A 26273-nucleotide genomic window follows, 5' to 3' on the forward strand; every position below is an offset into this window, starting at 1 on the left:
AACCCATCGTCACAGACCATGGACGAGCCGGCACCGACGGACGCGACCACCACCGTGGACAAAGCATTGGCATCACGGTTGGCGCAACTGGACCATGCCGTGCATGCCTTGGCCGATGCACCTGAGTTCAGCAAGAACACCAAGGTGCGACGAGTTCTGGATGGTGTGCATCGAGTCCTGTTGCAGCCCGGCGGTTGCGGTGCAATTCGCGAACGCGCCGAGGTGCTCGAGAATGCGGGGCTGTTCGCGGGCACCGATTGGGCACAGCCGGACATTCTCGTTCCAGGGTTCGTAGGGCCCAGCTTGCGCAGCGGCAACGACGACACCTTCGTACTCGAGGCGACCAGCGAACTGCGGATGGTCGCGATCGTTGCGGGAGAGTACGAGCATGCTGCGGTGACCGCCGAGGATGCCCGCCGGTTCCTTTCTCAGGTTCTCGCGGTGAATCTCGACGTCCTGTTCACACCACCGTCCGAGTCGGAGCGAGTTCGCCTGGGCCGCACCGCTCATCTGATCCGTGATCTGTTCGGGTACGTGGCCGGGCAGATCGGCTACGACAGTGTGCTCGACGAGTTGGTCGAGGAAATCTGGCGGATTCTGCGGCAGCGTCCGATTCAGGTGGACACCATCAAGGACATGGTCACCCGCATCGCGATCTATCGTGACGATCCCACCGTCGATCTCGGCACATCAGGTCAAGGCCTGGATCGGTTGATCACGGCACTGTTCGGCACAACCGATGCCTGCCGCGAGGATCCGGGCGTCGAGGTGTACCGGTCGCGACTCGAGGCGATGGACGTCGAGGCGTTGCAGTTCGAGGCCCGCGGATTCGCGCGAGCCATGCACGACACCGGGCTCGTCTCCCCGTATCACGCGACGCTGACGCAGTATCTCGTCGACCACTACTCGTACGTGCTGCCCGAGGCCCTCGGTCTGTCCGATACCGGCCGGACCTGCCTGACGCGGTATCCGGAACTGGTGCATCGCCTCATCGAGGAGACGGTGTATCCCGAGACCGCGCAGTGCCTCTACGGATTGGCACTGCTTCTCGATCGCGGGATTCTGCATCAGCCGCCGATCGTGCCGTCCCTGTGGCGGCAGATCTCGCTGAAACTTGCTCCCGCGGTGCGGGAACGACTGATCACCACGTTCGGGCCGGTCCCCGCGCCGGAGTCACGCTTGCTCGGGGGCTTGCTCTCGATGCTCGGGCAGCCCCTCGGTGTGGGCCAGGGCGACAACCCGACGTGTCAGTCGGCGCGGGCCTTGTCGATGTGGGCCTACAACGATCCCGACTACCTGCTGCAGATGGTGGTGTGGGCGGCGCGTGACGAGGAGATCGTCATGCACTTCGAGGGGCAGTCGATCTCGTCGACCGAGAGTGTCAGCGGCGTCGCCACGACCGATCCGGTGGACCTCGATCCCGCGTCGCTGTTGCTGGTTCCGCACCTCGATCGCATCTATGCCGAGATGGTCCGGCGTTGCGCCGATCGTCCAGGCGATCCGCACCGCTGGGTCAATCCCGAGTTCCACGGGTGGTGGTCGGCACGCGAATTCCACATCGACGTCGACGTTGCGACCGGCAATCTCGTCGGCCTGGACGCCTTTCTGCGGCAGTTCTACGCCGCGTACCACCCGGAGTACAACGGGCACCAACCCTTGATCCATCCGCAGCCGGCAGGTGTGGCCGTAACCGACAGCGCCGCAAGGTATGTGGGGTGGCACGCCATCACGATCCTGCGCGTGAACACCGATCCCGACGGCGTCATGCGGGTGTACTTCTTCAACCCGAACAACGACAGCGGTCAGGACTGGGGCGACGGCGTCGTGGTGGGCACGGCGGGCAACGGCGAACGCGCAGGCGAGGGTTCGCTGCCGTTCGACCAGTTCGCCTCACGGCTCTACATCTTCCACACCGATCCCCTCGAGCACGGCGAGCCGGAGAGAATCCCCGCCGAGGACATCGAGCGCATCCGCGGCTACATCGAACGGAGTTGGGGCGCAGAACGATCGGTGCCCGAGGCCTGAGATCCACTTGTGCGCCCCGAGTCGACAACTCGGGGCGCACAGGTGATCTTGTGGCGTCAGTCCTTCTTGTCCAGCGCTTCCGGCTTGTGCACCGCGTCCTTACCGGATTTGTCGCTCTCGACCCGGTACTGCGGCTCGTCTTTCGATGCCTTCACGGTGCGGCCTGCGGCTTCGGTCTCGGAGGTGATCTTCTCCACCACCGTTCCCTCGGTCGTGTTTCCGTGGGTCTGCCATTCGACCTTGTCGCCCTTGTGCAGTTCGTCCTTCGACATGTTCGCGTTGTCCTTTCGCCGGTGTGAACCACGCTTACCCGCCGGACTCTCGATGCAATCAGCTGGTTCCCAGAGCCGGTGCCAGCGTGGTGAACCAGGCCTCACGCAGCTGATCCTCGAACAGCGGCCAGGTGTGCGCGCCCTCCTCGCGCATGGACACCGTTGCCGGCACGTCTGCTCGGCGCAGGGCGTCGACGAAGATCGACGTGCAGTGGTTGACCATGGCCTCCACCGCCATTCCGCCGAACGGCGGGATCGCGCCCTCGGGAATGCGATCCACCGGTCCGGGCAGTCCGCGGGAGGAGCTGACGTAGACCGCGGTTCCGCGCAGCCGCTCGACATTGAGTGACGGGTCGTGGTCGCGCCATCCCTGACCTCCCGGCAGCCCCCACATGTTGAAGGGGTTGTTGAGTCCGCCGGCGATCATCGCCGAAATACCGGCAGTGGCAAGCGGGTTGGAGGGTGCCGGGCATCCACTGAACGACGCGGCCGCGTCGAACACATCCGGGGCCTGGATCGCCAGATCCAGTGCGGGACCACCACTCATCGACAGCCCTGCCACGCCGCGTCTGCCGGTCGAGCCGTAGGCCGCGTCGACGGCGGCAGGCAATTCGCGGCTCAGGTAGGTCTGCCATTTGTTGCTGCCGAGCACGGGATCGGTTGTTTGCCAATCGGTGTAGAAACTGAAGCGACCGCCGATCGGTGCGACGACCGTGACGTTCTTGTCGAGAAAGAACTGCTCGACGCCCGAGTTGTTGAGCCACCCGACTCCGTCCTCGTTGCCGAGTGCGCCGTTGAGCAGCACGAGAGTGGGCGCAGGGCCACCTTCCGGCGAATGCAACACCTCGTTGGAAATGACCCGATTCATGGACGGGGAGAAGACGTTCAGCACCGCTCGGGTCGCCGACACCTGATGGATGCCGACGGCTCCCGCAGCCGCGTCGGCCGATCCGGAGTTGCCCGGCAGCGCCTGCGCCGGTGTTCCGATCATCAGCATCGACGCTGCAGCCGCGGCCGTCACGAACGCAGCGGATCGAGTTCGTTTCCTTCTCTTCTGTCCCATTGGCAACTTCAGCACCATACGAGGGTCGCACGGATTCCGCTTTCTACCGCTAACGATCGGATTACGAAACCGATCGGTCCGTTCGCTTGCCGCCTGCGGGGCTCAACCGGCTCTGATCCGCGCGGCCTGCAGAGTCAGATGGTGCCGCTCGGGAATCGACGACGCCTTCTCCGCCGCCTCCACGTACAACTCGGCAGCACGCAACAGATCACCGGCCTTCTCGCACAGGTACGCGGCCGCCGCTGTGTGCCGCGGAACGGCCGGATCGACCTCGCCCAACGCCTCGAGCCCCGCCGCCGGACCGTCGGCCTCCCCGATCGCAACCGCTCGATTGAGTCGTACGACGGAACTGTCCGTGAGAGCGAGCAACTCGCCGTACCACTCGACGATCTGCGGCCAATCGGTCTCCTCCACACACCGGGCGTCGGCGTGCAGGGCGGCGATGGCCGCCTGCGCCTGGAACTCACCCAACCGATCGCGGGCGAGCGCCGCCTGCAGGATGTGCACTCCCTCCGCGATCAGCGTTGTGTCCCAACGAGATCGATCCTGTTCAGCGAGATCGATGACGTGACCGTCGGGCCCGGTTCTGGCCGAACGCCGGGCGTGGTGCAACAGCATCAGCGCCAACAGCCCGGCCGTTTCCTCGTCTTCGGACAACCCGGCCAACTGCCGGGTCAACCGAATCGCCTCGGCCGCCAGATCGACGTCCCCGGTGTACCCCTCGTTGAAGACGAGGTACAGCACTCGTCGCACCGTCCCCACATCACCGGGCGCGTCGAAACGCACGTCGCGCACCGTGCGTTTGGCGCGGCTGATGCGTTGCGCCATGGTCTTCTCCGGCACCAGGTACGCCTGCGCGATCTGCCGCGTCGTCAATCCCCCGACGGCACGCAGCGTCAGTGCCACCGCTGCCGCCGGACCAAGCGAGGGATGCGCGCACAGAAAGAACAACTGCAGCGTGTCGTCGACGCCGCTCACGGTGCCAGGATCCGGTTGTGCCGCGACTCGATCCTCTCGTGCTCGTCGCGCCTTCTCGGATCGTTCTGCGTCGAGAAACTTGCGCCACGCGACGGTCACCAGCCAACCCTTCGGATCGGCAGGCGCGTCGGCGACACACGTGGAGGTCGCCTCGAGCATCGCCTCCGCCGCGGCGTCCTCGGCCGACGCGAAGTCGGCTCCGCGGTGGACGAGGACACCGATCACCGCGGGTGTCAGTGCCCGCAGCACCTGGGGGTCCATGGCGATCGTCAGTCGGCGATGGTGGGGGGAGCCTCCATGAACGGACGCAGTTCGAGCCATTCGTGAATCGGTTCGCCGCCTGCTCCCGGCGCGGCCGACAACTGCCCGGCGAGTTCGAGCGCTCGCTCGTAGCTCTCCACGTCGATGATCATCCAGCCTGCGATGAGATCCTTGGTCTCGACGAACGGACCGTCGGTGACCGGCGGCTTGCCCTCACCGCCGGAGCTGACCCAGGTCCCCTCGGGAGCCAGGGCCTGGGCGTCGACGAACTCGCCGGTGGCTTCGAGTTCGGCGGCGAAATCCTGCATGAACTGGATGTGGGCGTGCACCTCCGCAGGCGTCCACCGGTCCATCGGGACGCTGTTGATCGGCTCCGGCGCGCCGCGGTAGTGCTTGAGCATGAGGTACTTGGCCATGGTGTCTCCTGACGTTCGATGCGGCCATTCTTGCCGCATTCGACCCTGGGACGGAACCGGTCCGCAGATTTCGACACACTCGACGAAAAAGATTCTCAGCGCATCGTGCGCCCTGCCGAGCCCAGCATCTGTGTCGCCTCGACCACGCGAGCCGCCATCGCCGTCTCGGCCGGCTTGCCCCAGGATCGGGGGTCGTAGGCCTTCTTGTTTCCGTACTCGCCGTCGACCTTGAGAACCTGGTCGTACTTGCTCATCATGTGACCGGCGATGGATCTGGTGAACGCGTACTGGGTATCGGTGTCGATGTTCATCTTGATCACCCCGCTGGCGACGGCGGAGGCGATGTCCTCTGCGCTGGAACCCGATCCGCCGTGGAACACCAGATCGAAGGGCTTGTCCTTGCCCGTCTCGGCTCCGACGACGGACTGGATCTCGTCGAGGATCTCGGGTCGCAGATGTACCGAGTCGGGGTTGTAGACGCCGTGGACGTTGCCGAAGGTCAGAGCCGTCATATAACGACCGCGCTCCCCCGCACCGAGCGCAGCGATCGTGGCGCGCGCATCGTCGACCGTCGAATACAGCTGTTCGTTGATCTCGTGTGACACCCCGTCCTCCTCCCCGCCGATCACTCCCACTTCGATCTCCAGAATGGTGTCGGCCTCCACCGACAGGTCGAGCAACTCGCGCGCGATCCGCAAATTCTCGTCCAACGGCACGGCCGATCCGTCCCACATGTGCGATTGGTACAGCGGCGATAGTCCGCGGCCGCGTCGTTCGATCGCGTCGGCCAGCAGGGGGCGGACCCAGTCGTCCAGATTCTCGGCGGGGCAGTGATCGGTGTGCAGCGCCACCGAGATCGAATAGTGCTGCGCCACTTCGTGGGCGTACTGCGCGAGCGCCTTGGACCCGGCGAAGCGGTTCTGCACGGCGTTGCCGGACAGATAGAGCGCGGTGCCGACCGATACCTGAATGATGCCGTCACTCTCGGCTTCGGCAAATCCCTGCAGAGCTGCGTTGAGAGTCTGCGAACCGGTGACGTTGATCGACGGGTAGGCGAACCCACCCTCCTTGGCGCGATCCAGCATGGCGGCATACTGCTCCGGACTGGCAATCGGCATGGTGGGTCCTATCTTTCGGGTGTGGCTGCGGTCTACGTGCAGCCGCAGGAATTGCGATGGGTGAAGGTGGTGGGCACTCGAATGGACCGAGGTGTCTCTTCGCTGCCCTCGATTCGATTCAGCAACAGGTCGGCTGCGGTTCGGCCGATCGTCTGCACGTCCTGAGCCGCCGCGGTGAGCCGGGGCTCGAACAGATCCGACCACTCGAAGTCGTCGTAGCACACGAAGGCGAGGTCGGCGGGGATCGACAAGCCCAGGCCGCGAACCGCTTTCAGCGATCCGATGGTCATCGAGTTGTTCATCGACACCAGAGCAGTCGGCCGATCCGGACCCGACATCAGCTCACGCACTCGGGACTCGGCCACCTCCACACTGGACCGGCCGTCGAGAACGAGTCGAGGATCGAGTTCGATTCCTCGATCCGCAAGTGCGCGAGAGTAGCCGTCGAATCGCTCTGTCGTGGAGGAGATCCCTTCGATGCCGCGGACGATCGCGATGCGTCGATGTCCGGCGTCGAGGAGGTGGGTCGTGAGCTCGTACGCCGACGCGTCGTTCTCCGGGCCCACCTGGTCACAGGAGACATCGAGCATCCGGTCGATCAACACCAGAGGGGTTCCGCTACGGACGATCTCGGGAATCGTGGAGAACTCCGAGCCGGCTGCGGGCGCGAGAATCATGCCGTCGACCTGACGGTCGAGCAACGAGTCCGTCACCCTGCGCTCGGAGCGTGGCTCGTCGTGCGAGTCACCGAGGATCAACACGTAACCGGCCTCGGACAACCGCTCCTCGACGGCATGGACCAGGCTGCCGAAGTACGGGTTGGTCAATGCGGCGATGGACAGTCCCACGGTGTGCGTCCGACCCGCCGCGAGCGATCGAGCGACGACGTTGCGCCGATAGCCGATCTCGACGATCGCTGCGTCGACGCGCTCCCGGGTAGCGGGATTGACGTTGCGGGTTCCGTTGAGCACATGGGAGACAGTCGATACCGATACCCCGGCAAGGCGAGCAACGTCGTCCATCGTGGGCATGTCAGTCGGCCTGACTCTGTCGGGTCTCGTGGCTCGGTGGAACAGTCATGTCAGTCGCAGGATTCGATCGGCGCGGAGTGCGGTCGACCCGATCAATTCCGCGTTGCGCTCGTCCGAGCCCAGTGCCCAGAACTTCGCGTCCTCGTGCGACTTTCCGTAGGCCTCGTGCCTGGCCACCAGCCGCTGGTGCCGAACCGTCGTATGCGGGGCCAGAAACCAGACTTCGTCGATCATCGCACGCGCCGCAGGCCACGCGTCGGACTCCATCAGCAGGTAGTTGCCCTCGGTGACGACGAGCGGGACAGTCGACGGGACCGGAATCGAGGACCCGATCGACTCCTCGATCTCGCGCCGAAATCTCGGCGCGTACACGATGGGGTCACCGGGCTGTTGGTCGTGAATCGCCGCGATCAGCCGCGCATAGCCGCCGTCGTCGAACGTGTCGTGGGCACCCTTGCGATCGAGCCGGCCCAGCTCGATCAACACCTCGTTGGCGAGGTGGAATCCGTCCATCGGAACCAGTACCGCGAGTTCCGGCCCGAGCGCATCGACGAGTTGCTGAGCCACAGTGGACTTTCCGGCACCCGGCGCACCGGTCAGGCCGAGTATGCGTCGCTGACCGGACACAGCCGACTTTCGCGCCAGCTCCACGAGTTGTTCGAGGGTGGCTTCCTGTACGTCCTGGTCAGTGCTCACCGTTGTCGCTTTCGAGTCCGTGGGTAGTGAAGTGTGTCGGCGGAGAGTTCGTGTAACCACGCTCTGGGGCCGATCACCGAGCAGCGCAATGCGGCAACGTGAGCCGACCTGTCGATGCGCTCGGAAAGAGAGCCTGGCTGCGTGGAGTAGTAGGCATACGCTCCGTGGAACGCATCCCCGGCACCCAGAGTATCGACCACTGCGACCGGCTCCACATCGACCGATCCCGACGATCCCTCGGACCACCATTCGACGGGATCTTCGCCGTGGGTCGTGACGACGGTGTGCACGCCGGATCCGACGAGCGCCGCGGCGGTGGAAGCGGTGTCCGAGGTGCCGGGGGCGCGAAAGTCCGCCGAGCACACCATGTCCGTGGCGTGCGGAATCAGCTCGCTCATCACCGGTTTCCAGCGACCGGCGTCCACGACCAACGTGGTAACCCGCGCCGCCGCATGTTCCGCGGCGGCGCAGGCGATCAGGGGGTGGTGCCCGTCGACGAGTACGACGTCGGCACCGGCCACGACGGCTTCGAGATCCTCCGGCGGCGAGGCGTCGGAGTTCACGGCGTCGGCCGAGACGACCGACCGATCACCGGTCGATTCGATCACCGTCACAGCAGAGACGGGCACAGCCCTGGTGGAGCCCTCGGCGGCGTCGATCACCCGCACTCCGAATGCCGCCAGGTCGGCCTTGATGAGGGCTGCCACCGGGTCGTCTCCGAGCGCGGTGACGAGCACCGCCGTCCCGCCCAGCGCGGCGAAGGTCACCGCCGCGTTGGCAGCAGGTCCTCCCGCCGCGACGAACTGTGCGCTCGAGGTGATCTTCTGGTTGGGTGCCGGCGCTGCCGACACTCGATGAACGACGTCGAGTGTCGCCAGCCCGACGAAAACACCGATCGGACCGGTAGATTCAGCGGCCTGCGCGTTCATCGTCGGTCGGCTCCTCCGCGCCGGTCATGAGCGCGACGACCTCGGACATGGTGCGGTTCTTCGGATTCACGACGCCTGCACGCTTGCCGAGGCGGTGGATGTGAATGCGATCGGCGACCTCGAACACGTGCGGCATGTCGTGGCTGATGAGCACCACCGGTATGCCTCGGTCGCGAATAGTGCGAATCAGATCGATCACCATGCCCGACTCCCGCACGCCGAGTGCGGCCGTCGGCTCGTCCATGATGATCACTCCGCGTCCGAACGCTGCCGCCCGCGCCACTGCCACGCCCTGACGCTGACCGCCGGAGAGCGTCTCGACCGCCTGATTGACCGACTTGATGCCGATCTTCAGGTCCTGCAGGTGCTTCGACGATTCCTCGCGCATCCGCGGCATGTCGAGGCGACGAAACAGACTTCCGCTGATGCCTTTCCGCTTGATCTCGCGTCCCAGATAGACGTTCGACGCGATGTCGAGCGCCGGAATGACAGCCAGGTCCTGATAGACCGTTTCGATGCCCGCTGCTCGTGCGTCGCGCGTGTTCTTGAACGACACCGGAGAGCCGTTCATCAGAATCTCGCCCGAGTCGGGAATGACAGCGCCCGCCAAAGCCTTGATGAGACTGGACTTTCCGGCACCGTTGTCGCCGATCACCGCCAGCACCTCACCGGGCCGCAACTCGAAGTCGGCACCGCTGATGGCCGTCACACTGCCGTAGGTCTTGACCAGGCCGCGCGCTTCCAGAGCGAGGGGGGCATTCACTGTGACCTCCTACGTGCGAATTGATCGACGGCCACCGCGACGATGACGAGAATGCCGGTCGCGACGTTCTGGTACAGGCTGTCGACGCCGGCCTGGGTGAGACCGTTGCGCAGCACACCGACGATCAGGGTTCCGATGAGAGTCCCGATGACGGTGCCGCGGCCACCGAACAGGCTGGTTCCACCGATGACGACCGCGGTGATCGTTTCCAGGTTGGCGTTCTGATAGGCGTTCGGGTCGGCGTTGGGGATCCGTCCGAGCGCTGCCCACGCCGCGATCGCCGCGATGACTCCCGTGACGATGTACACCGAGAACAGCACGCGACCGGACTTGATGCCCGAGCGATCCGAGGCCTGCGGGCTACCACCGACCGCGTAAATGTGCCTGCCCCAGGATGTTTGGGACAACGCATACCACATCACGGCGTAGACCAGCAGCATCACCACCACGCCGTACGTCGTGGAGAAACTCCCGATCTTGAACGAGGTACCCAGCAGCGTCAGCGGTCCGCTCGGCACCTGGTAGGTCTCGGAGCCGGCCAGCAACCTGGTGGCTGCCTGAATCGCAGTGAACGTGCCGAGCGTGACGATGAACGGTGGCAGTCGCAGCATCGTCACCAATCCGCCGTTGATCGCACCGAACGCCAGGCAGACGGCAAGCGTGGAACCCAGTGCGACCACCGGACCGTTCGCGCCTGCCGACTGCGCCATCACGATGGTGCCCATCACCGCCACCGCACCGATCGACAGATCGATACCGGAGGTGAGGATGATCAGCGTCTGGCCGACAGCGAGAATGCCGACGACCACCGACTGCTGCAGGATCAGAGAAACGTTCTGCGGGTTGAGAAACGAGCTCGAGATCGAGCTGAAGACGATGACGGCGATGAGGAGTGCGGCCATCGGCCCGAGCAGCGGTTCACGCAGGATGGTCCCTACGTTGAACCGGCTCGGAGCCTTGGGCTCGGCGGCGGTGTCAGTACTCACGGATCAGTCCTCGTGTGGGAGCGGTGGTCCGGGAATCCGCGATCAGCCCCAGCAATTCTCTTCGCCCCACGCGGTGTCCTGCGACTCGATTCCGTCGACGGGCTGATCGGTGACCAACTGCGAGCCGGTGTCGTTGAAGCCGCTGGGCTTGGTGCCGTCCTCGGCGAACTTCACCACAGCGTCGACGCCCTGCTCGGCCATCTTCGCCGGGAACTGCAACACCGTCGCGCCGATGATGCCGGCCTTGACGTTCTCGATGCCGGTGCAGCTGCCGTCGATCGAGCCGATGGTGATCTGATCGGCGCGGCCGGCAGACTGAATCGCCTGGTACGCACCCGCTGCTGCGGGCTCGTTGATCGTGTACAGCGCATTGACGCCCGGTGCGCGCTGCAGCAGGTTCTCCATGGCGGTCTGCGCCTTGGTCTGATCGCCGTTGGTGTTCTCCTGTCCGACGATCTCCGGCGAGCTGTCGGTCAGGCCCATGCCCTCGAGGAAGCCGTCGTGACGGAACGTGTCGACCGTGCCGCCCGCGGTGCCGTCGAGCATGATGACCTGGGGCGCAGTGGTTCCGAGAGTGCCCTTGACCCATTCGCCCTGGCTGACGCCTGCGGCCTTGTTGTCGGTGGCGAACGTGGCGTCGACCGCATCCTCGGGGTCGGTTGCGGTGTCGAGGGCGATGACGACGACGCCGGCGTCACGTGCCTTCTTGATCGCGTCCAGGACTCCGGTGGACGAGTTCGGGGTGATCAGAATCCCCTTCACACCCTGCCCGACCAGGTTCTCGATGGCCGCGACCTGTCCCTCGTTGTCACCGTCGAAAGCGCCGGCCAGAGCCACCAGCTCGGCTCCGCTGGAATCCGCCTGCGCCTGCGCTGCCTCGCGCAGCTTCACGAAGTACGGATTGGAGTCCGTCTTGGTGATGAGCCCCACCTTGACGCTGTCCGAATCCGAACTGCTGCAGGCGGTCAGACCGAACACGAGCGAACCGGCCATGAGCGCGGTGCCGATCGTCAGCGCGGACTTCCGACGGTGATTGAACATGTGGACTCCCTTGTCCCCTAACCACGCGGTCGCGTCGCTCGATTGCAGGAGCCTAGAACGCATACAAGCGCTTGCGCATGCGCTTTCGCCGAAACAAACTTGGATTCTTTTTCACCGACCGGGCAGACGGTTCGTGACGGGGGTCACGCAGTTTGCGTCGGCCCGGTTCGCGTCGCCCCCGTTCCCGCAAATGCGCGCGCGTTTGCCATCCGCGCGCGAACTCGTGCCCGATCACCTCGCTATTCCGCAAGCACCTGGCGAATGCGAGCGCATTTGCGATCGCCGATGCCACGCACCACCACCCATCACTTGTCCGGCGGCGAACCCTCCCCCGTCCGCCGAAACCGAGTCCCCAGCCGCCTCCCCGCCGCCCCGGTCCCCGCAAATGCGCGCGCGTTTGCCATCCGCGCGCGATTTCGCGCCCGATCACCTCGCTATTCCGCAAGCACCTGGCGAATGCGCGCGCATTTGCGATCGTCGATGCCACGCACCACCACCCATCACTTGTCCGGCGGCGAACCCTCCCCCGTCCGCCGAAACCGAGTCCCCAGCCGCCTCCCCGCCGCCCCAGTCCCCGCAAATGCGCGCGCGTTTGCCATCCGCGCGCGATTTCGCGCCCGATCACCTCGCTATTCCGTGAGCACCTGGCGAATGCGCGCGCATTTGCGATCGCCGCCGATCAGCCACGCGCATTTGCGATCGCCGATGCCACGCACCACCACCCATTACTTGCTCGGCGGCGAGTCCTTCTCCGTCACCGACTCCGGCTCGTCGTAGGTGACCGTGATGTCCTGAAATCCCTTGTTGCGCTGCGCTTCTGCCTGTCCGGTGTAGGAGTTCTTGTCCCCCTCGGTGAGCTCGACGTTGTCGGTGAACGGCGTCAACAACGCTCGGGGATGCAGGTGGTCGACGCGTACGGCGTTGATTTCGATGCACAGCACGATCAGCACCGACGAGACGTAGAGAAAGCCGAGCAGGCCGAGGACGATCGCGAAGATCCCGTTGCTGGCGCTGGCGTTGCCGACGACATAGCGAATGTAGATGCCGCCGAACGATTGCAGTGCCTGCCAGATCACCGCGGCGATCGCGGCACCGGGCAGCACCTCGCGCACACTCAGGGCGCGGGCGGTCCCGATTCGGAACGCGGCAGTGAAGACCACGGCGTTGACCACGACCGCTCCGACGAGTGCCAGTGCGCCGCCGGCGAATCCGAACACGCCCGAGGACGCGACGCCGTTGAGAACGGTCAGGCCGATGATGGCGGTGCCGACGGTACTGAGCAGCAGCAGCCCGCGCAGCCGACCCTTGATCGGATCCGGTTGTTCGTTTCGCGGGACCGACCACGCGGTGTTCATTGCGTACTGAGCGGCCAGTGACACTCCCAGTCCGCCGTACAGCGACCCCACCACACCGATGACGATGGCGGTCGTTCCGCCGCTGAGCCGATCCGGCTGTCCGAGTTGATCACCGATGACCGGGATCTGACTCATGGCCGAATCGATGATGCGGGTCTGCAGTTCCGGGTCCCCGGCCAGCACGATTCCCAGCACGGTGGTGAAGAGCAGCAGCAACGGGAACAACGACAGGAACGAGTAGTACGCGATGAGGGCCGCGAGGTAACCGCCACGGTCGTCGAGAAATTTGTACAGCACTGCCAGCGGGAAACCCGCCGACGGATGCCTGCGCTGATAACTGTCCACCTTGGCGACCATCATCGGACGAATGTAACCACCGCAGGCACCACGGAAACGTCGACGGCGCGTGTGACCCAGATCTCAGCACGCGAACGTGCGCTTTGGTCGACGGGCTCCGACTAAGTCTTCAGTACCAACCCGGCACGAGGAAAGGAACTCACATGAGCTTCATCGACAAGGCCAAGAACGCAGCAGAAGACGCCATCGGCAAGGCGAAGGAAGTTGTCGGCGACGCACAAAGACCTCGAGGCCGAGGGCAAGAAGGATCAGGGTTCGGCAGGCGTGAAGAAGGTCGGCGAGAACATCAAGGACACCTTCAAGTAAGTCGTACTTCGGTGAGGGCCGTCGATCAGGTGATCGGCGGCCCTCACGCTGTTCGACGAACAACCGTTTCGGCGGAAGCGTATAAAGTGCACAGCGCTGGCTCTCGAGCCGGCACGGGCGTCCAGCAGAAGGCGCAAGATCGTGGATCTCTCCGGCGAAGCGCGGCAGGGGTCCTATGCGAGAGGACCGTGTGAATGTCGCAATCATCGCCCGATGTGCAGCTTCCCGGATCGTCCCCTGCATCGTCACTCGCCGAATTCGCGCGGTCGTTGCGCGATACCCGCCGTTCGATGCCCGAGACGATGGCAGAGATCTTGCGCACCTCCATCCGGCTCATACCGGGTGCAACCGTCGGCTGCGTCACCACGGTCAGCAAAGGCGTCCGCACCGTGGTGGCATCCACCGACCCTTTGGCCGAAAAGCTGTGTCGACTGCAGTACGAGCTCGACGAGGGCCCGATTCCCACCGAGGTTCGCCACTTCGATGTCGTCGTCTCGGACGACCTCACGTCGGAGCCACGATGGCCTGAGTTCGCGGTTCTGGCCGTGAACGAGGGATTCAAATCCTTGGCGGCGTTTCAGCTCTACAGCAACGCCGACGACCTCGGTGCCTTGATCTTCTACAGTGACGAGCCGCGTGCCTTCGACGTCGACGCGGTCGAGATCGGGGAAGCCCTCGCAGCGCATGCCGCCATTGCCTTGCTCAGCGCCCGCGACAACGAGCAGTTCCGCACGGGCCTGGCCAGTCGCGACATCATCGGCCAAGCCAAGGGAATGATCATGGAACGCTACGATCTCGACGCGGTGCAGGCATTCGAGCTGCTGGCGAAGCTGTCGCAGCAGCAGAATCAGCCTCTGCACAAGGTGGCTCACGACTTGGTCGATACCGACCACCCGACCAATTCGACCTTCTGACGACCCCCAGGTTTCGATCTTTCGGTCACGAGGAAATCAGTCGTTGGTATCGGCAGGCAACACGCGGTACCCGCGAGCGGTTATGTCGTTGAGCCAACAGCGATCGACCGCTCGTCGCTAGTGCTCCGGCTGGCAGGTCGGGCACCACCATGTTCGACGCTTGTCCGGATCTCCTGGTGTCTCCGCGACCACCCGAATCGACGTCCCACACCGCAGACACGGCTTTCCTGCCCGCCCTGCAACCCAGTGCGATCGACCCCGGCGAGTGTCCCCGGTGGTGACCTGCATCGCACCCGGAACTGTCGCCGAATGACGCATCGCTCGCTCGAGTAACGCGACCAATCTCCGCGCGTCGACATCACCCGACGGCGTCCACGGCCACAGTCCGCGCAGAAAACACAGCTCGTTGGCCCACAGATTTCCGGGACCGGCGATCACCCGCTGATCCAGCAACGTCGCAACGATCGGCCGACTCCCCTGAGCCGTGATGTTGGCAACTCCGCGCTCGGCGTCGAACGTCGGGTGCAGCGGGTCCGGCCCGAGATGTGCGATCAGCGCGTTCATGTCCCTCGTGTATCCGTAGTCCACGACCGGCAGCAGAATTCCGTACGCGGTGGGCCCGTCGACCACGGCAAGCCGGACGCGCACGTCGGGTCGGACGCGCTGCGGAATCGAGCGACCGGCCCGCACGACCGTCCACGATCCGCTCATCCGCAGATGCGTGTGCAGCGTCGTGCCGTTCTCGAAATCGGTGAACAGATGCTTGCCGTGTGTCCGATGCCCGACGACGGTTCGGCCGGCCAGATTCTCCACTGCGTGCGCCGGCACCTGCAGCCTTCCGGCCCGCAGCGTTGCGCCGTCCAATGCTCGACGCAACCTCGCGGCCAATGCAAATACGGTGTCGCCTTCGGGCATGCTTCTGGGGTATCCCGCTCGGCAGAACCGTAATCGCCCGCTCGGCCCCCTCGTGCGATGAACACCTCCGCCGGAGCCGACATCACCGCGACGCGACACCTGCCGGACTTGCCGGACAGTCGTTGGACCTCGTCGACAGACCGTGAGCCCAGGGCGCGACCGACGACCGGAGAATTCCCGACGGCGTCGGCCGCAACACCGATTCGAGTTCGGCCAATGGAACCGGTGCCTCGACGAGGGATTCCCACGGATACTTCTCGCCGGTATCACGGAGGAAGGCAACGGCCTGGTGGAGGTGCCGCGGCTCGTAGTTGTGGATTCCGGTGATGGTCAGCCAGTTTCGGACCACCGCTTCGGGGTCGACGGTGATCGGGGCACCGGGCGCGACGGAGCCGGCGAGCACGAGCCGCCCACCGACGTCGAGTCGCCCCGAGGCCGCCTGCACAGCCGAGGACGATCCGGAGAAGTCGATGGCCACATCGGTGCGTGCACCGTCGTCCTCCACGGCCCCGAATGCACGGGATTGCCTCTGCCGCTGCAGGTCTCGGTCGAGTACCGAAACCGATGCACCTCGCTCCCTCGCCGCCGCAGCGGCCGTCACCCCCAGCATCCCTGCCCCGACGATCAGTACTCGTCGACCGTCGATCGCACCGGCGGCGTCGAGGGCGGCCATCACCGTCGCCGTTGCACACGCTGCGGGCGCGGCGACGGCGTCGGGCATGGTGTCGGGTACTCGGACCACTGCGGTTCCGCGTGGGAGCACGATGTGTCGAGCATAGGAGCCGCTGAGAGCCCATGCGCTCTCGGCAGACTCGTGACCCACCTTGCGCACGGCCGCACATTTGGCCGTGAACCCGCGGACACATCGGGCGCACCGACCACAGCACACCGTCACAGACCAGACGATCCGATCCCCCACCTCGACAGCCGATACCGCATCGCCGATGGCAATCACGCGACCGACGGCCTCGTGCCCGAGCACAGACGGGCACGCACCGTGCCGTCGACCGGACACGGTGTGCAGGTCGCTCCCGCACACCGTGGCGAGATCGACGCGCACCAACACCTCACCCGATTCGAGAGCGGGAATCTCAATGTCCCGCAGTTCGATTCCGCTCCCCGTCCAGACGGCGGCCTGTGTCAGACCAACAATGATCTGATCCATCCGGAGATCCTTTCCACGATGTACACCATGACGAAGATGACGAGAACGATCGCACCGGCGACGTCGAAGTTCAGAGTACGAATCGACTCGAAGAGCAGGAAGCCGATACCGCCTGCACCGACGATCCCCAGGATGGTCGAGGTGCGGATGTTCACGTCGAGCAGATACAGGCTCGAACCGACGATCGACGGAACAGCCTGAGGAACAACCGCACTCAGTGTCCGATTCCACCAACCGCCACCGACCGACGCCACCGCTTCGAGGGGACCGGGATCGATCTCCTCGATCGCGTCGGCGACGAGTTTGCCGAGGAATCCGACGGACCCGATGGCCAGTGCGCAGGTTCCCGCCACCGGGCCCAGTCCGAGTGCCGCGACGAATACGACAGCGAGGATGAATTCGGGGACTGCGCGGACCAACAGGATCCAGGATCTCGCGACCCAGTACACCGCGGGATGCAGAGTTGCGTTGCGCGCGGCCAGAACTCCGACGGGTATCGACAGAACGATACCGATGGCGGTGGCCACGACTCCGATGGCAACGGTCTGTACGGCGGCGTCGAACAGGTCCGCTCCCAACGCTGAGAAGTCCGGTGGAACCATACGCCCGAACACCTCGATCGACGGCCCGATCCACGTCAGAAGCGAGCGCGGATCCAATTCGAGCACCACGAACGACGCCACGACCGCGACGACGAGCACGGCCGACGCTCCGATGCGCATCAGTCGATCGCGCTGCGGGCCGGCCGCAGACGGCACCAGCAACATGCGGCGAAGAGCCATCGCCGCCAATTCCATCGCGGCGATGATCACCAGGATCACCAGTACGATGCCGAGAGCACGCGGGTAGATCAGGCCCCGCAGAGCGTCCTGCAGGGCGAACCCGATACCGCCTGCCCCGACGAAGCCGAGGACCACCGACATGCGCAGATTGATGTCGATTCGATACACGAAGGCTCCGATCCACGCCGGAACGACCTGCGGAACAACGGCATTGATCATCTCCCGGTAGTAGCCGGCTCCGGCGGCACGGATCGCCTCTCGCGGTCCCACATCGGTCTGTTCGATGGCGTCGGCGAACAGCTTGCCGAGCATGCCGATGGAATGCAGTGCGAGGGCGAGGATGCCGGGCAACACTCCGATCCCCAGCGCCCTGACGAACAGCACCGCGAACAGCAGATCCGGCATCGCCCGGCAGAACGTGATGACGGCGCGAGCAACGCTGTAGAGGACCGGATGCGGCGAGGTGTTGCGCGCCGCGAGAAACGCCAACGGCACCGAGACGATCGCTGCGAGCACGGTGCCCAGTACTGCCATGAGCAATGTGTCGAGTGCGAGGGAGACGATCCTGCCGGTGTCGTCCACGCGGGGCGGCAGCATCCGCTCGAGCAGGTTGCCGACGTCTTCGAGACCGTCGATCAGGGTCGTCGGCGCGAAGTCGATGTACCCCGCCGAGAGCACGGTCAGGACGAGCGCGGCGACGCCCAGCGCCGGGAACAGCCATCGACGTCGCCGCGGATCGTTCTGTGCAGCAGTGTTCGTGGGCTTCGGTTCGACCGTGACGGTCATATCGGTGCCACCGTGGTCATGTTTCCGGGGTCGGGCGCGATCCGCTGATAGATCGGCATGATGTCCTCGCGTCGGAGACCGGCGGCCGGGCGATCGAGCACCACCCGACCGTCCCGCAGACCCACGAGCCGATGCGCCCAGCCGAGCGCGAGATCGACCTGATGCAGGGTGCACACCACGGTCAGCTTCTCCTCGCTGCACACCCGCTGCAGCAGATCCATCACCACGCCCGCGTTCTCGGGGTCGAGCGAGGCGACGGGCCGGGGACCCGAAGGCAGCTCAGGTCGACGGGCTCGCGCACTCCGGCCGGGTCATCTTCGCCGCCGCCGCGGTGATGGTCGCCGTGTTCTTCACCTTCGCACTGTCCGATCCGCTCCCACCGAAAGAGATGGGCATCATTCTCGGTGTCGCGGTACTGCTCGATGCCTTCCTGATCAGGCTGATCCTGCTGCCGGTCTTGCTGCGTCTGACCGGTCACGCCGCATGGTGGTCACCGGCTTGGCTGCGCAAGGTGCTGCCGTCGATCAGCTTCTCTCACTGACACCCTCACCACACCGAACGGAGCACTGATGATCGATCCGAACACAACCCACTCGGCGGCATTCACAGGATGGCCGATCGAACGTATCGTCCCCGCCCTTGCTGCCGGTGTCACCGCCACCGGTCTGGCACTCGGCGAATTACACGCACCGCAGTGGCGACTACTGAGCGCGTTCGCTGCCGCGAACCTCGCCCTCTACGCAGCGGTCGGCTGGTGTCCGGCGAGCGCACTCCTCAGCCGGGTCGGCGTGCCGAGTATTCGTCGGCCCCTGAACGGGTAGACCTACATCACCGCAGTTTGATAATCGAAAGGAATTTCCCTCATGAACATCGCACTCTCGACCACCCTGACCGACACCGACTTCGCCACCGCAGTCGACTCCGTCAAAGCAGCCCTGTCCGATCAGGGATTCGGTGTTCTCACCGAAATCGACATGCAGGCCACGTTGAAGGCCAAACTCGACGAGGACATGGAGCAGTATCTGATCCTCGGTGCCTGCAATCCCACCCTCGCGCACCGCGCCGTCGGAGTCATGCGCCAGATCGGGTTGCTGCTGCCGTGCAATGTCGTCGTCCGCGCCGACACGAGCGCACCCGGATCGATCATCGTCGAAGCCATGAACCCCGACATCATGGTACAAGCGACAGGCGAACCAGCACTCTCCGACGTCGCCGCCGAGGCCACCACCAAGCTCCAGGCCGCTATCGACGCACTCGGTGGCCAGGACACAGCACACAGCTGATGACCCTGACGCTGGCCCTGGTTCTCGGCGTCGCCGTCGGCATCCTGCTCGGTCTCCTCGGCGGCGGTGGGTCGATCGTCGCCGTCCCGGTTCTGGTCTACGCCCTCGACCTGCCCCTGGCGGAGGCGATACCGACCTCGTTGCTGGTGATCGGTGTCGCCTCGGCGACCGGGGCCATCCCCAAGGTGCGGGCGAAGCTCGTCGAGTGGCGACTGGCGGCGATCTTCGCGGCCACCGGTATCGTCGGCACCCTGGTCGGCAGCGCCCTGGGAAGACATCTGCCCGAGGCCGCCGTGATGATCGGCTTCGCGATCGTCATGATCATCGCCGGGGCGCGGATGCTGGGAAGCACCGACGATGTCGGAACTGCCTGCAAAACAGGGAATTCCGGGATCGACTGGCGGCGGTGCGCACCACGGTCCATCCCGACCGGGTTCGGCGTCGGAGTCCTCACCGGACTGTTCGGCGTCGGCGGAGGATTCCTGATCATCCCCGCACTCGTGCTGCTGTTGGGAATCGAGATGAGTGTCGCCGTCGGAACATCGCTGGTGGTCATCGTCGCCAACTCCGCCGCCGGACTGATCGCTCAGGCCGACGGGCTCGGCGGGAACTGGCCGCTGACAGCCGCGTTCGCCGGTGCGGCGATCGCAGGCTCGCTGGTCGCCGGGCGACTGAGCACACGCATCGACACCGACAAGCTGCGCACGTGGTTCGCCTACCTGGTGTTCGCCGTCGCAGGCTACGTACTTGTCGACACACTCTTTCTTTCATGACCGGACGCACACACCGACCCGATGCCCCCAGGGGTAATCTGGAACGACTACCACCCTCACACCATCAGGAGATCGCAATGGTCGGCGACGAAGACAGCATCGCATTGGTACTCAACCGTCTGCGCCGCGCACACGGCCAGCTCGCCGGAGTGATCGGCATGATCGAGAACGGACGCGACTGCAAAGACGTCGTCACCTAACTCGCCGCAGTGTCCCGCGCCCTCGACAAAGCCGGCTTCAAGATCGTCGCCACCGGCCTCCGCGAATGCATGACCGGCGAGACCGCCGACAACAAAGAACCCATGACCGAAGCGGAACTGGAAAAACTCTTCCTCGCACTGGCCTGAACGACACATTTCACGTCAGAAACGAGGCCGACCCGACAACACCGTAGGAGTACCCCATGAGCACGACCGATCCAGATATCGCCATCATCGAAACCTCGAGCCTGGGCGACCGCAGTTACCTGGTCAGCCACGACGGCATCGCCGTTGTGATCGATCCCCAACGTGACATCGACCGCGTCCTGGCATTGGCAGCGGAGAAGAACGCCACCATCACCCACGTACTCGAAACCCACATCCACAACGACTACGTCACCGGCGGCCTCGAACTCGCACGCGCCACCGGAGCCGAATACGTTGTGCCCGAGGGTGACCCGGTCGAATTCGAGCGACGGGCAGTGGGGGACGGCGATGTCGTCGACGCGGGATCGGCGACGTTTCAGGTCATGCACACCCCGGGCCATACACATCATCACGTCAGCTACGTACTGCAACTCGGAGACGAACCGATCGCGATCTTCACCGGCGGCTCGATGCTCTACGGATCCACCGGCCGCACCGACCTACTCGGCTCCGAACACACCGACGAGCTCACCCATGCCCAGTTCCACTCGGTCCGTCGAATCGCCGCCGAACTCCCCGCCGACGTCGAGGTCTACCCCACCCACGGATTCGGTAGCTTCTGCTCCGCGACCCCCACCAGCGGCGACTCGTCGACCATCGGTGAACAGCAACAGTCCAATCCCGCGCTGACCCAGGACGAACAAACCTACGTCGACGAGTTGATCGCAGGACTGTCGGCCTACCCCGCGTACTACGCCCACATGGGCGTCATCAACACCGAAGGCCCCGCACCGATCGACCTGTCCACCCCAGAACCCGTCGACCCCGACGAACTACGCCGCCGCATCGACGACGGACAATGGGTCGTCGACCTCCGCGCACGCACCGCCTTCGCTGCCGGACATCTCGACGGTTCCCTCGGCTTCGAGCTGTCGACGACATTCGTCACCTACCTCGGCTGGCTCTACCAGTGGGGTGCGCCGCTGACCTTGATCGGCGACACATCCGATCAAATCGACGAGGCCACAAGGGAGTTGGCACGTATCGGCATCGACCACCCCTCCGGCTCCGCTGTCGGAGAGATTCATTCGCTCGCCAGCGACGGGCGCGTACGGTCCTACGAAGTGTCCGACTTCGCCGGACTCGCCGCAGAGGACTCGGACATTGCAGTGCTCGACACCCGTCAACAGTCCGAATACGCGGACGGCCACATCCCCGGTGCGATCAACATTCCCCTCCACGAACTGCCGCACCGACTCGCAGAAGTTCCCGACGGCAAAGTGTGGGTGCACTGCGCCTCCGGCTATCGCGCCTCGATCGCGGCCTCACTACTCGACCGGGAACATCGCAGCGTGGTGCTCATCGACGACGACTACAACCGCGCAACAGATCTCGGACTCGACACCTCGAAGACATGACGAAATGCTTCGACGACCGAACGCGACGAGACAGGCGTACCCCCAGGGGGTATATGTTGGTATCATCGGCCGCATGCACTCAGTGAATCGGCACGGTCGACGGGGCACAGCTCCGACGGCAGCTTTACTGATTGCACTGACGGTGTTCGGTGTCCTGTTGATGCATTCGGTGACACCGATGTCGATGCCCGTGACCGGCTCGATGTCCACATCGATGAGCGGCGGCCATGCCTCGTTCGCAGCACCGTCCCACACGGACGCCACGGTTCCGGTGATGACCGGGGAACATGACTGCCCGTCGGGGCACCAGATGATGCATCCCTGCGTCGGCACGACGGTGTCGTGGCCCGCGCTGACGGTCCCGGCGATGAGCGCAGCCCTCGACCTGGCGCCGACATCGGTGAACCGGATCATTGGACGGGCCGACTCCACGCTTGAGCGTGCGCCGCCGTGGACGTTATGGGAGTTGGACAGATCGGTGACCTTGCGAGTGTGACAGGGAGCCCGGCAGACGCGTGTCTGTCGGCGGATCGAACGACATCCAATTCTCTGCACTACCCACTCTTGCAAGGAGTTTCCTCATGCGTACCAAAGTCATTGCCTCGATCGCTGCTGCCGCCGCGAGCGCGTTCCTCGTCGTCGGCTGTAGCGACAACGCGGCCGATTCGTCGATGGACGGCCATGCGATGGGATCGATGTCCTCGGCACCGATGTCCTCGGCCCAAGCAAGCGCGTCCGCAGAGTTCAACGATGCCGACGTGATGTTCGCGCAGATGATGTACCCGCATCACGCCCAAGCAGTCGAGATGGCCGACATGGCGAACGGCCGCACCGACAACCCGGAGGTGCTGTCGCTGGCATCGGCGATCGCCGCCGCGCAACAGCCCGAGATGGACCAGATGACCACCTGGCTCACCGAGTGGGGCCAGCCCATGCCCGACATGGACAGGGGTGACATGGGTGACATGGGTGACATGGGCGGGATGGACCACAGCTCCGGCAGCGGCATGATGACCGCTCAGGACATGGACGCGTTGATGGCAGCGTCGGGACCGGAATTCGACCGCCAGTGGTTGACGATGATGATCGCCCACCACACCGGCGCCATCGAGATGGCCAACACCGAAATCGCAGACGGTTCCAATCCTGACGCCCTGGAGATGGCCCGCACCATCGTCGCCACCCAGCAGCAGGAAATCGACACCATGCAGCGGCTGCTCGGCTGACCCGGCCCGCTATAGACAACGATGGCCGCATCCTCTCCGGCGGAGAAGGTGCGGCCATCAACGTTCCACAATTGTCAGGGCTGCGTTCCCGGTACGAGATCAGCTCTCACAGTGACGGTGTGCGCTGCGACGGAGGGTTGGAACTCCCCTCGTTCACCGCTCCGGTGATGGTGTCGGGTGTGAGGTCGAGTCGACGCAGTAATTGTGCGTTCGCAGCGACGATGATCGTCGACAGCGACATCAGGATCGCGCCGATCGACATCGGCAGCACGAACCCGACCGGCGCGAGCACTCCTGCCGCGAGCGGAACCGAGATGAGGTTGTATCCCGCTGCCCACCAGAGGTTTTGCTTCATCTTTCGGTACGAGGCGCGCGAGAGTTCGATCACCGACAACACCGACCTCGGGTCGTCGCTGGCGAGGATCACTCCGGCCGATGCGATTGCGACGTCGGTGCCGGCCCCGATCGCGATACCGACATCGGCCTGCGCCAGAGCCGGGGCGTCGTTGACTCCGTCGCCGACCATCGCCACCGTACGGCCTTCGCTCTGGAGTTCAGCGACGTTGTGCGACTTGTCTTCCGGTTTCACCCCGGCGAAGTAGCGGTCCACACCGAGCTCGGTGGCGACGGACTTCGCGACGGCGTCGGCATCACCGGTGATCATCACGACCGCGATTCCTCGCGCGTGCAGCGCGTCTACCGCAGTGCGTGACTCGGACCGGATCTCATCGGCGAGCGCGAGGGCACCGATCACGGCCCCGTCGGCGAGGACGTGCAGGATGATCGCCCCGTCCCCGCGCCACCGGTCGGCGACAGCGAGTTCGGATCCGTGTTCCTGCTCGAGCAGTGCCGGCCCGCCGACCTGGATCCGGACGCCGTCGACGTCGGCTGCGACCCCGACGGCGGGGGACGACTGAAAGCCGGCTGCAGCCGGGACCGTCAGGTTCCGCGCGCGTGCGGCCTCGACGATGGCACGGGCGAGTGGATGTTCGGAATCTGCTTCTGCGGCAGCGGCCAGCGCGAGAACGTTGTCGGCGGTGCGCCCGCCGGTCACCTCGACTGCGGTGACGGTGGGTTCACCCTTGGTGAGGGTCCCGGTCTTGTCGAACAGCACGGTGTCCACCGTGCGCATGGTTTCGAGTGCGAGCCGGTCCTTGACCAGAACACCGCCGCGGGCGGCGCGTTCGGTGGCGATGGAGACCACCAGCGGAATCGCCAGTCCGAGTGCGTGCGGGCAGGCGATGACCAGCACGGTGATGGTGCGGATGACGGCGTCGTCGGGCATCCCGACCAGAGTCCACACCGCAGCGGTGATGATCGCGGCACCGAGAGCGAACCAGAACAGCCAGCCAGCGGCGGTGTCCGCGATGCGCTGAGCGCGCGAGGTCGAGTTCTGGGCGTCGGCGACCAAGCGGCCGATGCCGGCGAGGGCGGTGTCCTCCCCTACTGCAGTGACCTGGACGCGCAGACCTGAGTCGGTGGCGACAGTGCCGGCGACGACTTGATCGCCGTCGCTGCGGCGGACGGTGCGTGATTCCCCGGTGATCATCGATTCGTCCATGCTCGCCGATCCGGAGACGATGGTGCCGTCCGCCGGTACGCGGCCGCCGGGGCGGACGACAACGACATCACCGAGCTGCAGCTCGGACGGGGGCACCGGCACCACATCGTCGCCCTCGACGCGTTCGGCGACATCCGGGAGCAACGCCGCCAACGAGTCCAGAGCGGAGGTGGTCTGGGCGAGTGATCTCATCTCGATCCAGTGCCCGAGCAGCATGATCACGATCAGCAGGGCCAGTTCCCACCAGAAGTCGAGCTGATGATCGAGCAGGCCGAGGCTCGCTCCCATCGACGCAATGAATGCGACGGTAATCGCCAGGGCGATGAGCAGCATCATTCCCGGTGCACGGGAACGGATTTCGCTGACTGCTCCGGAGAGGAACGGAGACCCGCCCCAGGCGTACATCACCGTTCCGAACACCGGAGAGACCCAGGCAATCCACGCTGCGTCGGGCAATGAGTAGCCGAGGAGCATCGCGAACATGTTCGAGGCAACGATCACCGGAACGGCAAGGACCAGCATGACCCAGAACAGGCGACGAAACATACCGACGTGATCACCGTGACCGGTGTGCCCGCCGTGCTCTGCGTTGTGCCCGCCGGTGTCGTGGTCCGACTGCGGAGTCGCCTTCTCTGCCCCGTCCGTGTGCATTTCGGGTCCTTCTTCATGCCCGCTGTGCTGCAGTCTGTTCGGCGGATCCGTCCGCGCGGAGTCGACGTCGGAGTGTGTGTGATCGTTCATCGTGCAGTCCTCTCATCCATCGAGTTCGATATCCATTCATCCCATGAACTCGTGGGTTCTGGTTCGGCTGTGTATTCGGCGTCGAGGGCGACAATGATCTGCGCCTGGACGAGCGCGGCTGCACTGGTGACCGTGAATGTCCCTGCCGCCGCCGATAACGCGACAGTGTCCATTCCGATCACGGCGTTGACGTCGTTGCGGACCGACGGCTCACAGTGGCCGTACATCAATACCGGCGTAACTGACAGTGCGTGATGATCATGCGTAGCTTTCGACATCTCGGACAACATATACCCCATAGGGGTATATGTTGATCAAGTCGAACCATACCCCTTCCTGATCCCCTTGGGAAGAACCGTCAGGGTGTTGTCAACGCGTGAGCGCCAGTCGGCTGGCCACCAGGTGCACCCGCGGTCGCTGTCATGCTCACGGACGGGCATGGATGTCGATACCGATTCGGTCAAGGGGCGCATGCATCCGCGGCACAGCTGAGCCTTACAGCGACGGGCGTACCTGCACACGCGCGTGGATCATCGGCGTTCGCTGCGATTTCCGTTACGAGTCTTCTCACCGACTGGAGGCAGGGCAGGGCGAATTACGCCGTGTCACGGCGCGCATGGCGAGCCCGCGTGTCGACTCTCGAAGATCGCGGAACTGCTCGTTCGGTCGATCGCTGACGCCGCAGATCGGACGGTGGAGCGATACTGTCTCGTTCACCATGGGGCTGCGGCGCCGCCGATGTAGCGTTGAGTAAGTCGTAGATGG

25 protein-coding genes and 3 pseudogenes are annotated in these 26273 nt (G+C 64.9%); 10 read left to right on the plus strand and 18 right to left on the minus strand.

Annotated elements, in window-relative coordinates; translation table 11 throughout:
- Positions 1 to 18 precede the first annotated feature (18 nt).
- Positions 19 to 2025 carry a hypothetical protein gene (locus QM615_RS13225; RefSeq protein ID WP_149405573.1) on the plus strand — a complete coding sequence of 669 codons (2007 nt, stop codon included), beginning with the start codon at positions 19 to 21 and terminating at the stop codon, positions 2023 to 2025.
- Positions 2026 to 2081: 56 nt separating this feature from the next.
- Here QM615_RS13225 and QM615_RS13230 read toward each other — a convergent pair whose 3' ends face one another.
- The 12 genes from QM615_RS13230 to QM615_RS13285 all read right to left on the minus strand — a co-directional run bounded on the left by QM615_RS13230 (position 2082) and on the right by QM615_RS13285 (position 13294).
- Complete coding sequence (locus QM615_RS13230) at positions 2082 to 2297, minus strand: hypervirulence associated TUDOR domain-containing protein (RefSeq protein ID WP_068055681.1); 216 nt, start codon at positions 2295 to 2297, stop codon at positions 2082 to 2084.
- Positions 2298 to 2355: 58 nt separating this feature from the next.
- Positions 2356 to 3318: an alpha/beta hydrolase gene (locus QM615_RS13235; RefSeq protein ID WP_262498234.1), complete on the minus strand. Its 963-nt coding sequence runs from the start codon at positions 3316 to 3318 to the stop codon at positions 2356 to 2358.
- A gap of 144 nt (positions 3319 to 3462) precedes the next feature.
- A complete protein-coding gene (locus QM615_RS13240; RefSeq protein ID WP_149404934.1) occupies positions 3463 to 4599 on the minus strand; it encodes an RNA polymerase sigma factor in 1137 nt (378 codons plus the stop codon).
- Between the two features lie 8 nt (positions 4600 to 4607).
- Entirely contained in the window at positions 4608 to 5015 is a 408-nt protein-coding gene (locus tag QM615_RS13245; protein WP_149404933.1) for a YciI family protein, read from the minus strand.
- A gap of 95 nt (positions 5016 to 5110) precedes the next feature.
- Entirely contained in the window at positions 5111 to 6133 is a 1023-nt protein-coding gene (gene fbaA, locus QM615_RS13250; RefSeq protein WP_149404932.1) for a class II fructose-bisphosphate aldolase, read from the minus strand.
- Positions 6134 to 6165: 32 nt separating this feature from the next.
- On the minus strand, positions 6166 to 7155 hold the full coding sequence (locus QM615_RS13255; RefSeq protein ID WP_269595711.1) for a LacI family DNA-binding transcriptional regulator: 990 nt from the start codon (positions 7153 to 7155) through the stop codon (positions 6166 to 6168).
- A 54-nt stretch (positions 7156 to 7209) separates the two neighbouring features.
- Positions 7210 to 7860 (minus strand): nucleoside/nucleotide kinase family protein, encoded by a 651-nt coding sequence (locus QM615_RS13260; protein WP_149404930.1) that lies wholly within the window; start codon positions 7858 to 7860, stop codon positions 7210 to 7212.
- Positions 7857 to 8789 carry a PfkB family carbohydrate kinase gene (locus tag QM615_RS13265; RefSeq protein WP_149404929.1) on the minus strand — a complete coding sequence of 311 codons (933 nt, stop codon included), beginning with the start codon at positions 8787 to 8789 and terminating at the stop codon, positions 7857 to 7859. The genes QM615_RS13260 and QM615_RS13265 overlap by 4 nt, the downstream gene beginning before the upstream one ends.
- Positions 8770 to 9552 (minus strand): ATP-binding cassette domain-containing protein, encoded by a 783-nt coding sequence (locus tag QM615_RS13270; protein ID WP_149404928.1) that lies wholly within the window; start codon positions 9550 to 9552, stop codon positions 8770 to 8772. The genes QM615_RS13265 and QM615_RS13270 overlap by 20 nt, the downstream gene beginning before the upstream one ends.
- Positions 9549 to 10538 (minus strand): ABC transporter permease, encoded by a 990-nt coding sequence (locus tag QM615_RS13275; RefSeq protein ID WP_094670362.1) that lies wholly within the window; start codon positions 10536 to 10538, stop codon positions 9549 to 9551. The genes QM615_RS13270 and QM615_RS13275 overlap by 4 nt, the downstream gene beginning before the upstream one ends.
- Before the next feature lie 42 nt (positions 10539 to 10580).
- Positions 10581 to 11579 carry a substrate-binding domain-containing protein gene (locus tag QM615_RS13280; RefSeq protein ID WP_094639232.1) on the minus strand — a complete coding sequence of 333 codons (999 nt, stop codon included), beginning with the start codon at positions 11577 to 11579 and terminating at the stop codon, positions 10581 to 10583.
- Positions 11580 to 12304: 725 nt separating this feature from the next.
- Positions 12305 to 13294 (minus strand): YihY/virulence factor BrkB family protein, encoded by a 990-nt coding sequence (locus QM615_RS13285; protein WP_410482219.1) that lies wholly within the window; start codon positions 13292 to 13294, stop codon positions 12305 to 12307.
- Between the two features lie 497 nt (positions 13295 to 13791).
- Between QM615_RS13285 and QM615_RS13295 the strand changes: the two genes are divergently transcribed.
- The gene (locus QM615_RS13295; RefSeq protein WP_149404926.1) at positions 13792 to 14511 is read left to right on the plus strand and encodes a GAF and ANTAR domain-containing protein; all 720 of its coding nucleotides are present in this window, start codon (positions 13792 to 13794) and stop codon (positions 14509 to 14511) included.
- A 117-nt stretch (positions 14512 to 14628) separates the two neighbouring features.
- Here QM615_RS13295 and QM615_RS13300 read toward each other — a convergent pair whose 3' ends face one another.
- The 4 genes and pseudogenes from QM615_RS13300 to QM615_RS13315 form a co-directional block, all read right to left on the minus strand.
- Complete coding sequence (locus tag QM615_RS13300; protein ID WP_149404925.1) at positions 14629 to 15426, minus strand: DNA-formamidopyrimidine glycosylase family protein; 798 nt, start codon at positions 15424 to 15426, stop codon at positions 14629 to 14631.
- A gap of 82 nt (positions 15427 to 15508) precedes the next feature.
- Entirely contained in the window at positions 15509 to 16591 is a 1083-nt protein-coding gene (locus QM615_RS13305) for a zinc-binding dehydrogenase (protein ID WP_149404924.1), read from the minus strand.
- A complete protein-coding gene (gene phnE, locus QM615_RS13310) occupies positions 16567 to 18159 on the minus strand; it encodes a phosphonate ABC transporter, permease protein PhnE (protein ID WP_149404923.1) in 1593 nt (530 codons plus the stop codon). The genes QM615_RS13305 and phnE overlap by 25 nt, the downstream gene beginning before the upstream one ends.
- Positions 18156 to 18422 (minus strand): annotated as a pseudogene (locus QM615_RS13315) (phosphonate ABC transporter ATP-binding protein); the annotation flags it as partial. The pseudogene QM615_RS13315 and the gene phnE, both read right to left, overlap by 4 nt.
- Here QM615_RS13315 and QM615_RS13320 point away from each other — a divergent pair.
- The 8 genes and pseudogenes from QM615_RS13320 to QM615_RS13355 all read left to right on the plus strand — a co-directional run.
- Positions 18416 to 18700: pseudogene (locus tag QM615_RS13320) on the plus strand (MMPL family transporter); the annotation flags it as partial. The pseudogenes QM615_RS13315 and QM615_RS13320 overlap by 7 nt on opposite strands.
- Before the next feature lie 28 nt (positions 18701 to 18728).
- Positions 18729 to 18980, plus strand: a complete 252-nt coding sequence (locus QM615_RS13325; protein WP_094639406.1) for a YgaP-like transmembrane domain — start codon at positions 18729 to 18731, stop codon at positions 18978 to 18980.
- A gap of 42 nt (positions 18981 to 19022) precedes the next feature.
- Positions 19023 to 19442: a DUF302 domain-containing protein gene (locus QM615_RS13330; RefSeq protein ID WP_094639405.1), complete on the plus strand. Its 420-nt coding sequence runs from the start codon at positions 19023 to 19025 to the stop codon at positions 19440 to 19442.
- A complete protein-coding gene (locus QM615_RS13335; RefSeq protein ID WP_094639404.1) occupies positions 19442 to 20215 on the plus strand; it encodes a sulfite exporter TauE/SafE family protein in 774 nt (257 codons plus the stop codon). Before QM615_RS13330 ends, QM615_RS13335 begins: the two co-directional genes overlap by 1 nt.
- A 77-nt stretch (positions 20216 to 20292) precedes the next feature.
- A pseudogene (locus tag QM615_RS13340) lies at positions 20293 to 20562 on the plus strand (metal-sensitive transcriptional regulator).
- Between the two features lie 56 nt (positions 20563 to 20618).
- On the plus strand, positions 20619 to 21980 hold the full coding sequence (locus QM615_RS13345) for an MBL fold metallo-hydrolase (protein ID WP_094639403.1): 1362 nt from the start codon (positions 20619 to 20621) through the stop codon (positions 21978 to 21980).
- Between the two features lie 73 nt (positions 21981 to 22053).
- Positions 22054 to 22476, plus strand: a complete 423-nt coding sequence (locus tag QM615_RS13350; protein ID WP_027494146.1) for a DUF6153 family protein — start codon at positions 22054 to 22056, stop codon at positions 22474 to 22476.
- 85 nt (positions 22477 to 22561) lie between these two features.
- The gene (locus tag QM615_RS13355) at positions 22562 to 23206 is read left to right on the plus strand and encodes a DUF305 domain-containing protein (protein ID WP_008720034.1); all 645 of its coding nucleotides are present in this window, start codon (positions 22562 to 22564) and stop codon (positions 23204 to 23206) included.
- A gap of 106 nt (positions 23207 to 23312) precedes the next feature.
- Here the strand turns inward: QM615_RS13355 and QM615_RS13360 are convergent, their stop codons facing one another.
- Together QM615_RS13360 and QM615_RS13365 are read right to left on the minus strand one after the other, a co-directional pair.
- Positions 23313 to 25508, minus strand: a complete 2196-nt coding sequence (locus tag QM615_RS13360; protein WP_032401336.1) for a heavy metal translocating P-type ATPase — start codon at positions 25506 to 25508, stop codon at positions 23313 to 23315.
- Positions 25505 to 25786 (minus strand): hypothetical protein, encoded by a 282-nt coding sequence (locus tag QM615_RS13365; protein ID WP_045841178.1) that lies wholly within the window; start codon positions 25784 to 25786, stop codon positions 25505 to 25507. Before QM615_RS13365 ends, QM615_RS13360 begins: the two co-directional genes overlap by 4 nt.
- Positions 25787 to 26273 lie beyond the last annotated feature (487 nt).

The organism is Rhodococcus sp. IEGM 1341, assembly GCF_030056895.1.
Classification (GTDB): domain Bacteria; phylum Actinomycetota; class Actinomycetes; order Mycobacteriales; family Mycobacteriaceae; genus Rhodococcoides.